We start from the raw sequence: 11,813 nt of genomic DNA on the forward strand, positions 1-11,813 counted from the left end.
GTCGGCTCGTCAGACCAGCACGTCGGCCAGATCGTACGCTGTCACGACCTCGAGCTGCTCGTACGTGCACGACCGCGGGTCGCGGTCGGGGCGCCAGCGCTCGAACTGCACGGTGTGGCGGAAGCGCCAGCCCTCGAGCTGGTCGTAGCGCACCTCGAGCACCCGCTCCGGGCGCAGCCGCACGAACGAGGAGTCGGCCCGGCCGGACTGGAAGCGCGACTTCTCGCCTTCGCCCCGCAGCACCTCGCCGTCGGCGTCGCGCTCCACGAGCGGGGCGAGCTCGTCGATGAGCTCGAGCCGGCGCTTGTCGCTCCACGCGGCGACCCCGCCGACCGGGTACAGCGTGCCGTCCTCGCCGTAGAGCCCCACGAGGAGGGAGCCGACGCCCTGTCCGGACTTGTGGATGCGATAGCCGAGCGCCACGACGTCGGCGGTGCGGGCGTGCTTGATCTTGAACATCGAGCGCTTGCCCGGGGCGTACGGCTGGTCGAGGGGTTTGGCCACGACGCCGTCGAGGCCCGCCCCCTCGAACTCGGCGAGCCAGCGCCGCGCGAGCTCGGGGTCGTCCGTCGTGCGCGTGACGTGGACGGGATGGGGAACGCCGCGCAGCAGCGTCACGAGCGCCTCGCGCCTCGTGCCGAACGGCTCCGCTTGCAGGTCGCGGTCGCCGACGGCGAGCAGGTCGAACGCGATGAACATCGCCGGCGTCTGCTCGGCGAGCATGTTCACCCGCGACGCCGCGGGATGGATGCGCTGCGACAGCGACTCCCAGTCCAGGCGCCGCCGCCCGTCGCGATCGACCGGCACCACGATCTCGCCGTCGAGCAGGCACGGCTCGGGGAGGACGCGGGCGAACGCCTCGACGAGCTCGGGGAAGTACCGCGTCAGCGGCTTGGCGCCCCGCGACCCGATCTCGACGTCCTCGCCATCCCACGAGATGAGGGCGCGGAACCCGTCCCACTTCGGCTCGTAGCTGAGACCGCCGGGCGCCTTCGCCGGATCGGGGATGTCGGGCACGGACTTCGCCAGCATCGGCGCGGGGATCTCGTACGGCATGCGCTCCATCCTGCCGCTGCGCGCCGACACCCGACAGTCCCGGCGCGCCCCGCCCCACCTGCCCGGCCCGGCTCGCCCGGCCCGGATGGATGCGCGACGGCGCGGGAGTGGGCAGACTCGGAAAGCGCCCGCGTCAGCCCCGGGCACGGAGGTGAGCATGGACGTGGTCTTCCAGTTCCTGGCCGATCGCCCGATCGTGCTGCTGTTCCTCCTCCTCGGGGTCGGCGCGGCCCTGGGGACGGTTCGCGTCGCGGGCGTCTCGCTCGGTGCCGTCGGCGTGCTCTTCGCCGCGATCGGCATCACCGCGTGGGGTGTGTCGACGGGGGTGACGATCGAGCTTCCGGCAGCGGTCGGCGACCTCGGGCTCGTCGTCTTCGCGTTCTGCACCGGCCTCATCGCGGGGCCCGGGTTCTTCAACGCGCTGCGCACCTCTTACCTGCTGATGCTCGCTGTCGCCGGCGTGCTCGTCGTGGCGGGCGGCCTGGCGTTCTGGGTCGGGTCGGCTCTCGGCATCCCGCCGCTCACCATCGCCGGAACGTTCGCCGGCGCCCTCACGAACACCCCCGCCCTCGCCGCGACCGGCGGCAGCCCGGAAGCGACCGTCGGCTACGCCAGCGCGTACGTGTACGGCGTCATCGCCGCGATGATCGGCGTCGCGCTCGCGCTGCGCTCGCGTGCGCGCGACACCGACGCGCAGGCCCCGATCGTCGGCAAGCCGATCGAGGTCGACACCACCTCGCGCCCGACCGCGGCCGACATCGCGGCCGGGTACGGCGGCCGGGTGGCGTTCTCGCGGCGGCGGCACGCCGACGGCGAGGTGGAGATCGTCGGCCCCGACACGGCGCTGGAGCCGGGTGACATCGTCAACGTCGTCGGGCCGAGCGACGACGTCGAGGCGGTGAAGACCGAGCTCGGCCACACGTCGGCGATCGACCTCACCCGGGACCGCAGCCGTCTCGACTTCCGGCGGATCATCCTGTCGGATGCACGGCTGGCCGGACGCTCGATCGCGAGCCTGCGCCTTCCCGAGCGCTACGGTGCGACGATCGCGCAGGTGCGGCGCGGCGATGTCGACTTCGTCGGCAGCCCCGACTTCGTGCTGCACCAGGGCGATCGCCTGCGCGTGGTCGGGCCCACCGGATCCATGGGGGAGATCACCCGCTTCCTCGGCGACTCCGAGCGCGGTCTCGCCGACATCAACCCGGTCGCCCTCGGCATCGGCGTCCTGCTCGGCATGCTGCTCGGGTCGATCGTCGTCCCGCTCCCCGGCGGCGGGCAGTTCAGCCTGGGCTACGCGGCGGGCGTGCTCGTCGTCGGGCTGATCATGGGGCGCATCGGCCGCATCGGGCGCGTGGTGACGTCGCTGCCCAACACCGCGTCGACCGTGCTCGCCGAGTTCGGGCTGCTCACCTTCCTCGCCTTCGCCGGCACCAAGGCGGGTTCGCTCATCCTCTCGGCGATCGCCTCGGGCGAGGTGGTGCGCCTGCTCGTGCTCGGCGCCGTGCTCTCGACGTTCTTCATGGGCGCGACCTTCGTGCTCGCCCGCGCGGTGTTCCGCCTCGGCGGCACGCGGTCGTCGGGCGTCATCGGCGGTGCGCAGACGAACCCGGCGATCCTCGGCTTCGCCAATTCCCGCACCGACTACGACGTCCGCGTCGCGCTCGGCTACACCCTGGTCTACCCGGCCGCGATGGTCGTCAAGATCCTGATCGCGCAGGTGCTCGTCGAGCTGTGACGACGGATGCCGCTCCCCGCGGCATCCGTCCCGCTCATGCGGACGCCGAGGCCGCGGCGGAGGCGGCGTACAGTGCGGCGGCCTCGGCGCGGTTCGCGGCGCCGATCTTGGCGAGGATCGCCGACACGTGCACCGACGCGGTCTTTCGGCTGATGAAGAGCCGCTGACCGATCTGCGGATTGGTGAGCCCCTCGGCGACCAGCTCGAGCACCTGCAGCTCCCGCGGCGTCAGCGCCGCCGCGCCCTTCGTCTGCCGCGCGCCGGCGCCGGCGAGCCGGGCCTGCGCCGCCAGCTCGGCCGCCCACCGCGCGGCGCGGGCGACGCCCTGCGCCGGCGCCTCGGCGGCGACCTCGTCCAGGACGGAGGCCGCGCCCGAGCGGTCGCCGTCATCGGCGAGCGCCCACGCGAGGCGGATCCGCCCGGCCTGCCGATGCCACACCGGCAGGCCGTCGTCCCCCGGTGCGCCGGACACCTCGCGCCATGCCGCCACCCGGTCGGCCGGGGTGGCGGCGTCGCCGGCGTCGGCGAGGAGCGCCCGCACGAACCGCGCGGCCGCCTGCGCCGCGTCGTGGCGGGACCAGCCCGCCATCGCCCGCTCGAACCGGGCGCGCAGCTCCGGAGCGGCGGGCCTTCCGGCGGGCAGGCTCAGCAGTCCCGCGGTCACGAGTGCGTAGCGGCGCGCGGCGGGCGAGCCGGCCTCGCCCTCGGCGACCGCCAGCACGTCGCCGGCGGCCTCCGTCCCGCCGTCCGTCGCGTGCAGCGTCAGGGCGCGATCCGCCGCCTCGATCACCCACCACCCCTCCTTGTCGGGGTAGCGGCGCTGGGCCTCGTCGATCCGTGAGCGCTCGGCGGCCAGCAGCTCGTCGCGCTCGTCGGGGCGGTCGTCCCACGAGAGGTGGGACGCGAGCAGCCGCACGACGAACGCGCTGTCGACCGGGTTCATGAGCCGACGGGCGCGCTGCGCGAAGCGGTGGGCCTCGGCAGGCCGGCCCGCAGCGAACAGGGCGAACGCCAGCGAGTGCGCGATCGACGCGCCCGAGCCGCGTTCGATGCCCGCCCGCGCGACGTCGTCGTAGTGCTGGGTCCCGACGACGATGGCCTCGTCGTACCGGCCCACGCGCACCAGCATGTCGGTCAGGGCGTGCCCGGCGTACGCGCGCAGCGGCGGGTCGAGCCGCAGCGTGACGGCCCGCTCGAGCGGTGCCAGCGCGCCGGGCTCGTCGTCGTCCTCGCCCGCGATGCGCCACGCCTCGACCGTCAGCGCGACGGCCAGCGCGGCGTCGTCGCCGGCCTCCTCGGCGAGGGCGATCGCCCGGTGCGCGTGGGCGGCGGCGGCCTCGCCGTGCTCGTCCAGCGCGATGTTGGTGAGCACGCGCGACAGCAGGATGCGGGCACGGGGGTCGTCGATGCCCTCCAGCAGGGCGACGGCCTTCTCGAGGTCCTCGTTGCGACCGTGGTGCTCGAGGTTGTACGTCTCGACGAACCGCTGGCGCAGCAGTGCCGCGCGCGTGTACGGGTCGTCGGGGCAGACGGCCAGGCCCTCGTTCGCCGACCGCAGCGAGCGCTCGGGGTCGCCGAGGTCGTGCCACGCCTGTGCGGCGTCGAGGTGCAGCTCGGGGAGCGTCGTGCCGGCGCGGGTCGCGGCATCCGGCACCTGATCCCACAGCTCGGTGAGACGCTCGGTGAGCTTCGCGGAGGTGGCGGGCGAGAAGCGCGAACGCGACTGCCGCAGCGCCGCGACCGTGGCATCGAACGCCGCGGTGAGGTCGCGTGCGGCGAGCCAGTGCTCCGCGACGGCCGACGCGTCGTCGGGCGAGTCGCCCCGGTGGTCGCGCAGGTGCTCGGCGTAGCGACGGTGCACCCGCACGCGCTCGCTCGGCAGCATCTCCGCCTCGACGGCCTCGCGCGTCAGCGCATGGCGGAAGGCGTAGCCGGCGCCGTCGGCGAGGATCACCCTGCTGTGGACCGCCTCGCGCACGGCGAGATCGAGCGCCGCCTCGTCCAGCGCGCACACCGCCGCGAGCACGTCGTGGTCCAGGTGCATGCCACCGGCGGCCATGGTGCGCACCGCCTGCTGCGCATCGTCGCCGAGCCGTGCGTAGCGGGCGAGCACCAGCTCGCGCAGCGTGTCGGGAAGCGGACGGTCGCCGAGATCCACGAGCTCCTCGACGAGGAACGGGATGCCGCCGCTGCGCTCCGCCAGCGCCTCGACGAGCCGGGGGTCGAGCCGTCCGGTGAGCTGCTCGACCTGCTCGGCGACCTCGTCGGGGCTGAGCGGAGTCACCTCCACGCGCACGACCGACCGGGTGCGGTCCAGCTCCGCCAGCACCGGGCGCAGCGGATGGAACCGGTCGATGTCGTCGGAGCGGTAGGTGGCGACGATCGTGAGGCGCCGCCCGCGAAGCGTGCTGGCGAGGGTCTTCAGCAGCGCCATGGTCGCGGCATCCGCCCACTGCAGGTCCTCGAGCACGACCACGATGTGCCGCCGCTGCGACAGCCGCTCGAGCAGCACCTCGATCGCCTCGGCGAACTCGCCCGCGGGCTCATCGTGCTCGGGGGTCTCGGGTGCGATGCCGGGAACGAGCGCGGCCAGGCTCGCGATCGCCGCCGCGGAGCCCGCCGCCTCGCGCAGCTCGTCGGTGCCGACCGCCGTGTGCAGGTCGCGCAGCACGCGGCGGATCGGCCCGAACGGCGCGCCGATCGGGCCGAGGTCGACGCACTGCCCGAACGCGACGACGGGGCGTTCGGTGACGGCGGCCGGCTGTCCGGCCTCGAAGGGGTCGGTCGCGACGAGCGCGAGGAACTCCTGGACGAGCCGCGTCTTGCCCACACCCGCCTCGCCGCGCACGACGACGGTGCGGGGGTGGCCGCCGGAGCCCTCGTCGAACGACTCGAGCAGGGTGGCGAGCTCGGCGTGCCGGCCGACCATGCGCGAGCTCGAGGGGAGTGCGGGCATGGTCATATCGTGGCACCTTCCCGGGCTCGGCGGCGGGTCATCGCGCGGCGACGAACGTCGAGCGCCGCACGCGCGTCGCGCCGCGGGACCACGTGGCGAGCGGGCGCACGCGCGGGCGGTCCGCCGCCGGGCCGTGCTCGCGCTGCCTGCGCACGAGCTCGGCGTCGCGCGCGAGGTCGGACGCGCGGTGCCGGTCGAGGGTGTAGGCGGTGTAGGTGATGTCGTTCATGGGTCGCTCCCGTCTGCTCGCGATCCCCGGTGCGGGGTGCGGACTGCTGACAGGAACGACCTTCCTCCCTGAGGAGGGGGCGCTTCATCGGGCGGATGCCCAGTCTTGGGACGCCCGATGCCTTAGACCGCCGCGACCGGCCCCCTGAGCCGTAAGGCGGTGGAGGACGCGGAGCCGCGCGTCACCCGGCGACGGGATGCTTCGGGCGCGCCCACCGGGCCGCGAGGTTCGGACCGTCCCATACCTGCACGGCTCCCCACGCCGCCGCCGCGATCGGCACGGCCAGCACGGCGCCGACGATGCCGCCCAGCACCGTGCCGATGGTCAGGGCGACCAGGATGACGAAGGCGTGCAGCTTCATCGAGCGACCCATGAGAACCGGCTGGAGGAAGTTGCCCTCCAGCTGGTTCACCAGGACCACGACGCCGACCACGAAGAGCGCGTTGACCCAGCCGTTGGCGACGAGGGCGACGAGGGCGGCGATGATGCCGGCGAGCGTGGCACCCACGATGGGGATGAAGGCGAGGAGGAAGACCAGCACCGACAGCGGGATCGCCAGCGGCACGCCGAGGATGAGGAGGCCGATCAGGATGCCGACCGCGTCGACGAGCGCCACGAGCGCCGTGCCGCGCACGTACGAGCCGAGCACGCCCACCGTCTTGTCGCCGATGCGGTGCGCCCGCAGGTAGTTCTCGCCGCGGAACGGGCGCAGCATGAACTCCCACATCTGCGGGCCGTCCTTGAGGAAGAAGAAGAGGATCGTGACCATCAGCACGAAGCCGGTCACGAAGTTCGCCACGGCGCTCACGCCCGCGAGGGCCCCCGAGCCGAACTGCGCGCTCGTGATGAAGTCCAGGACGCCCTCGAGCCACTGGTCCAGCTGCTCCTGCGTCGGCGCGAACGGAAGCGTCCGCACCCACGCGATCACCGCCTCGATGCCGTCCACCGCCTGCGCGTACAGCTCGTCCCACTGGTCGCGGATCGCCCATACGATCAGCCAGCCGACGCCGGTGAGCAGCACCGTGACGACCAGGAGCGTGATCACCGTCGCCAGCACCGCCGGGACCCCGCGTCGCACCATCCACCGCATGACCGGCGCGAACGCGCAGGCGAGGATGAGCGCGATCACGAGCGGGATCGTGACGAGGGTGAGGAACTGCAGCGCGAAGACGATGCCCGCGACCAGCAGCACCACGACGATGATCTGGATCGAGCGGATGCCGAGCTTGCCGAAGCCGTCGGCCCACAGGCTCCACGGGGGTCGCGTCGCCTTCGGCTCCACGTCCTGCGTCTCGAGCACGACGCGCTGCGGGTCGTTGCGGAAGAGTCCCATGTGCCGAGAGTAGGCGCACAGGGCCGCGCGACCGGGTGGCTTGCGCGCGAGTCCCGCAGCGGGCTAGGCGAAAGCGCTCAGGCCGGTGATGTCGCGGCCGATGAGGAGAGCCTGGATGCTCTCGGTGCCCTCATAGGTGTGGATCGCCTCGATGTCGGCCATGTGCTGCATGACGCCGTTCTCGAGCAGGATGCCGTTGCCGCCGAGGAGGTCGCGGGCGACGGCGGCGATGCGGCGCGCGGCGCGGGTGTTGTGGTACTTCGCCAGCGACGCCTGCGTCGGGCGCAGCCGGCCGCCCTCCTCGAGGTCGGCCATCCACCGGCAGTACAGCTGCATCGCCGTGAGCTCCTCGAGCATCTGCGCGAGACGCTCCTGCACCATCTGGAACTTGGCGAGCGGCTTGCCGAACTGCACGCGCTGCTGCGAGTAGGCCAGAGCCGCCTCGTAGCAGGCGGTGGCGTGGCCGAGCGCCGACCAGGCGACGCCCGAGCGGGTGGAGTACAGCACCGTCGAGGCGTCCTTGAAGCTGCGCGTGCCCGGAAGGACCGCGTCGGCCGCCACGCGCACGCCGTCCAGGACGATGTGCGCCTGATGGATGCCGCGCAGCGACGCCTTTCCGGAGATCACGGTGCCGGTGTAGCCCGGCGTGGTCTGCTCGACCAGGAAGCAGCGGACGGCGCCGTGGAACTCGTCGCCGGGGGAGTCCACCCGCGCCCAGACGAGGGTGATCCCGCCGGAGGCCCCGTTGCCGATCCACTTCTTGGCGCCGTCGAGCACCCACTCGCCGCCGTCGGCACGGGCGACCGTCTCGAGCGACACCGAGTCCGAGCCGTGGTCGGGTTCGGTGAGTGCGAAGGATGCCGCGACCTCGCCGCGTGCCACGGGCACCAGCCACCTCGACTGCTGCTCGTCGCTGCCGAACAGGGCGAGCGTGCGAAGCGCCAGGCCGCCCTGGACGGCGAGCACCGTGCCGAGTGAGCCGTCGCCGCGGGAGATCTCCATGTTCACCAGCCCCGCCGCGAGCGGGGAGAAGCGCGTGAGCGCGGGGTGGACGACGCCGTCGTTGAAGAGGTCCAGCTCGCCGGCGCGCATCGCGATGTCGAGGGGGTAGTCGCCGGTGTCCCAGGCATCCTGCATGCGGCTGCCGACCTCGTCGATGTACGCCTTGGCGCGATCCCACGCCGCGCGGTCGGCGTCGGGGATGTCGGCGAAGACGGCGTAGTAGTCCGTGTCCTGGCGCGAGGTCACGTCGTAGCCGGCGACGCTCTGACCGGGGCGGGGCTGGAAATCGGTCACGGGGGACTCCTGACGCGGGTGCGACGATGCGGCGGGTGGAACTGAATGCCAGCATCAATAGTACTCAGTGTCACCTCCGGCTGTCGTCGGCGGCGTCAGGTGCGCGCTTCGTGGCGGCGGGGCTTGAGCCGTGCGGGGGCGTCGTGCGCCGGCATCCACTCGCACCGGAACGAGCCGCGGTACCCGAAGAGGAAGCCGAAACGGCGGTTGTGCACCTCCAGGTCCACGTGGAAGAGCCCGTCGGCGTCGTCGAAGTACTCGTGCAGGCGCGCGCGGCCGCTGAAGAGCATCGGGAAGCGGAAGGCGACAGGTCCCTCGTAGAACCGCTGCGCGTCGGAGGTGAGCACGAGCCCGCCGCGGTCGTCGACGCGCAGATCGAGATCGACCGCGAGGTGCTGGTGGGTGCCCAGGTAGTCCACGATCCTGTGGCCGTCGAGGATCATGGTGGCGTCGAATCGCCGATGACGCCGCCCGATCGTGTACTCGCGGACGAAGGTGACCGTCTCGCGCCCCAGCGGGTCGCGGTACGGGAAGTTCTCGATCGTGAACGGCACGTCGGTGCCGGAGTCGGGGACGAGGATGTTCCGAAGCCGCCCGATCTGCAGGAACGGCACCGTCCACCACGGGCCGCGACGGACCGAGGTCATGACACCGCGGCCGACGCAGGCCTCACCGGACCGCAGGCCGACGCCGAACCGGCGCTGCATCATCGGGTGCAGGCGCTCGAACTCGGCGCCGAGCGCCTCGCGGAAGATCGACGTCATCGCACGCGCTCCGGATCGGGAAGCGCCGCGAGGGATGCCGGAGCCGCGGCGAGGTGGTCCGCCCGGCGCGAACCGCCCGCGGGTGCCCGGCGGCAGCGGGCGGCGCGCGGCCGGTCGCTGCGCCACCACCACAGCACGCTCCACAGCGGCCAGCGCTCGGGCGGAGTCCCGGTCTCGAGCCAGATCCGCAGCCGGTCGAAGCTCCATGCCGTCGCCCAGCCCAGGACCGGGCGGACGACGGCATCCAGCACGCCCCATCCGGGCGTGTAGTCGTAGCCGGTGATGAACACCGTGCCGCCGGGGCCGGGCACGTACCGCCAGTAGCCGCGACCGGCGCTGATGGGCGACATCCGGTCGCTCGTGTGGAAGCGCAGCGCAGACGTGCGGGCGCCGCCGGCGCCGTGCCGCTCGCCGATGCTCACGCCGGTGCCGTGCACGGTGTGGAAGGGCACGCGGCGCTCGTACGTGAACGCGGTGGCGCCGCCCTCGGCCGTGCCGGTCGGCGTGATGCGCGTGAAGCGCACGTCCCACCGCACGTGTTCGGCGGGGTCCTGCGTCGCGTTCCAGACGGCGTCGGGAGGGGCGGCGATCGACGTCTCCACGTAGATGCCGCTGCGCCTCACACCACGACGTTACGACACGCGCGTGCGCGGACGGCGCGGCGCACCGGCGCTACCGCGTGGTGAGACCGGCCCGCCAGCGGCGCTGCTCGCGCGCGAAGAGCACGGCGAAGACCGCCCACACGCCGACGTCGTCGGCGAAGCCCAGCGGGCCCAGCACGAGCTCGGGGATGAGATCGATCGGGACGACCGTGTAGACGACGGCGGCGACGGCCGCGACCCATGTCGTCGGCGCGACACGGTGCTCGCGGCGCGTGATCGCCTTGAGGAACCTGAACCACATGCCATCCAGTGTGCGCCACGCCGGGGGGAGGAGGGCGCGGTTCGCACAACGAACTGGTCACGGCCGCGCGGGCGGTAGCATCCGGGGAAACGACCGGAGGCGTCATGAAGGCCAGCTGGACCCCGCTCGCGATCGTCTACCTCGTGCTGGCGATCATCGGCCTCGTCGGGACGTTCTTCTTCAATGCGTGGACCGTCGTCGCCGGTCGGGACTTCCTCGGCGACGTGTTCGGAGGGGGCCCGGCTGTCTCCTCGATCGGCGTCGACCTGCTCGTGGTCGCCGTCGCCGGCGCCGTGTTCATCGTCGTCGAAGCGAGGCGGCTGGGGATGAAGCGCGCGTGGCTCTACATCGTCCTGTCGCTGGTCACCGCCTTCGCGTTCACCTTCCCGCTGTTCCTCGCGATGCGAGAGCGCAGGCTGCGGTCGCCCGCGGCGGACCGGTCATGATCGCACTTCCGGTCCGCCGCGGCGTGCGCGGCTAATCGCGCTCGACGGGCAGCCACAGCTCGCAGGTCGCGGTGCTGAAGTCGTCCGCGCGATCCAGCACGGCGACGATCGATGGTCCGGGCCGCAGTCGCCATGGGTTCGACGGGAACCAGTCGGTCGCCGTCGCGGCCCACGCCGCCTGCAGCGCCGACGGGTACGGGCCCTCGCTGCGGAAGACCGCCCAGGTGCCCGCCGGCACCTCGATCGCGTCGAGGTCGTCGGGAGCCGGGGTGTCGTGGCCGACCGCGACGCCGTGCAGGTAGGTCAGCTCGCTGCCCTCGGCGTAGTCGGGGTCGACGTCGGCGCTCACCTGGAGCAGTCCGTGCGGCTCGATGTCGCTCAGCTCCTTCAGCCGGGCGTGCTCGGCGGCCGGGAGCCCGGCGATGTGAGCCTGGATGTGCGGATTGACGCCGTCGTGGATGAGGGGGACGCGGGTCGCGTGCCCGATCAGGCGGAAGGCGGGTCGGTCGGCGATACGGGTGTCCATGGGGGAGCTCCCTTCTACGGTCAGGCGGAACCTGAGCTGCGGTTGTGTGCGAAGGGGGCCGCCGTCGCGACGCACGTCGCCGGGGCTCGCGCCGTGCACCGCCCGGAACGCCCGGCCGAACGCCTCGGTCGACCCGTAGCCGTAGCGGACCGCGACGCCGAGCAGGTCGCCGCCGCCGAGCACCTCGGCCGCGGCGACGGTCATGCGCCGCCGCCGGATGTACTCCGACAGCGGCATGCCCGCCAGCGACGAGAACATGCGCCGCACGTGGTACTCCGTCGTGCCCAGGCCCGCGGCCAGGGTGCCGAGGTCGATGTCGCCCTCGAGGTTGTCGTCGACGTACTCCACGACGCGGTTCAGGATCGCGATCACGGTTCCTCCTTCGACATCCAGCCTTCCGGTCGACGCGCGCCCGCACCCGATCATCCCGGTCCGATCCGATCGGGTCACCCCTGGTCTCGTTCGGCAACACCACGTTTCGTTCGACACACCACGGCGGGGCGTGGCGTCTCGTCGCGGATACGGTGTTCACCCGCTCCGGCTGTCGGCATGCACCACGTTGCCCGCGA

The 11,813-nt window shown here is 72.9% G+C and carries 11 protein-coding genes; 2 read left to right on the forward strand and 9 right to left on the reverse strand.

Annotation, left to right across the window (positions count from 1 at the left end):
• Positions 1 to 9: 9 nt before the first annotated feature.
• A complete protein-coding gene (locus V6R91_RS29635) occupies positions 10 to 1,056 on the reverse strand; it encodes an ATP-dependent DNA ligase (protein ID WP_194397641.1) in 1,047 nt (348 codons plus the stop codon).
• Between the two features lie 157 nt (positions 1,057 to 1,213).
• Between V6R91_RS29635 and V6R91_RS29640 the strand changes: the two genes are divergently transcribed.
• Complete coding sequence (locus V6R91_RS29640; RefSeq protein WP_336398276.1) at positions 1,214 to 2,791, forward strand: aspartate:alanine exchanger family transporter; 1,578 nt, start codon at positions 1,214 to 1,216, stop codon at positions 2,789 to 2,791.
• Between the two features lie 34 nt (positions 2,792 to 2,825).
• Here the strand turns inward: V6R91_RS29640 and V6R91_RS29645 are convergent, their stop codons facing one another.
• The 7 genes from V6R91_RS29645 to V6R91_RS29675 all read right to left on the reverse strand — a co-directional run bounded on the left by V6R91_RS29645 (position 2,826) and on the right by V6R91_RS29675 (position 10,272).
• Positions 2,826 to 5,747 (reverse strand): helix-turn-helix transcriptional regulator, encoded by a 2,922-nt coding sequence (locus tag V6R91_RS29645; protein WP_336398277.1) that lies wholly within the window; start codon positions 5,745 to 5,747, stop codon positions 2,826 to 2,828.
• Positions 5,748 to 5,784: 37 nt separating this feature from the next.
• Positions 5,785 to 5,976: a hypothetical protein gene (locus V6R91_RS29650; protein WP_336398278.1), complete on the reverse strand. Its 192-nt coding sequence runs from the start codon at positions 5,974 to 5,976 to the stop codon at positions 5,785 to 5,787.
• 181 nt (positions 5,977 to 6,157) lie between these two features.
• Entirely contained in the window at positions 6,158 to 7,309 is a 1,152-nt protein-coding gene (locus V6R91_RS29655; protein WP_336398279.1) for an AI-2E family transporter, read from the reverse strand.
• 63 nt (positions 7,310 to 7,372) lie between these two features.
• Positions 7,373 to 8,605 (reverse strand): acyl-CoA dehydrogenase family protein, encoded by a 1,233-nt coding sequence (locus V6R91_RS29660; protein ID WP_336398280.1) that lies wholly within the window; start codon positions 8,603 to 8,605, stop codon positions 7,373 to 7,375.
• A gap of 95 nt (positions 8,606 to 8,700) precedes the next feature.
• Positions 8,701 to 9,369 carry a DUF4166 domain-containing protein gene (locus tag V6R91_RS29665; RefSeq protein ID WP_336398281.1) on the reverse strand — a complete coding sequence of 223 codons (669 nt, stop codon included), beginning with the start codon at positions 9,367 to 9,369 and terminating at the stop codon, positions 8,701 to 8,703.
• The gene (locus V6R91_RS29670; RefSeq protein WP_336398282.1) at positions 9,366 to 9,992 is read right to left on the reverse strand and encodes an SRPBCC family protein; all 627 of its coding nucleotides are present in this window, start codon (positions 9,990 to 9,992) and stop codon (positions 9,366 to 9,368) included. The genes V6R91_RS29665 and V6R91_RS29670 overlap by 4 nt, the downstream gene beginning before the upstream one ends.
• A 49-nt stretch (positions 9,993 to 10,041) precedes the next feature.
• The gene (locus tag V6R91_RS29675) at positions 10,042 to 10,272 is read right to left on the reverse strand and encodes a YkvA family protein (protein WP_336398283.1); all 231 of its coding nucleotides are present in this window, start codon (positions 10,270 to 10,272) and stop codon (positions 10,042 to 10,044) included.
• Positions 10,273 to 10,376: 104 nt separating this feature from the next.
• Here V6R91_RS29675 and V6R91_RS29680 point away from each other — a divergent pair, with 104 nt between their 5' ends.
• Positions 10,377 to 10,718, forward strand: coding sequence for a DUF2834 domain-containing protein (locus tag V6R91_RS29680; protein ID WP_336398284.1), 342 nt, complete (start codon positions 10,377 to 10,379; stop codon positions 10,716 to 10,718).
• Between the two features lie 31 nt (positions 10,719 to 10,749).
• Here the strand turns inward: V6R91_RS29680 and V6R91_RS29685 are convergent, their stop codons facing one another.
• On the reverse strand, positions 10,750 to 11,616 hold the full coding sequence (locus V6R91_RS29685) for an AraC family transcriptional regulator (protein WP_336398285.1): 867 nt from the start codon (positions 11,614 to 11,616) through the stop codon (positions 10,750 to 10,752).
• Positions 11,617 to 11,813 lie beyond the last annotated feature (197 nt).

It is taken from the genome of Microbacterium sp. CCNWLW41, from assembly GCF_037083505.1.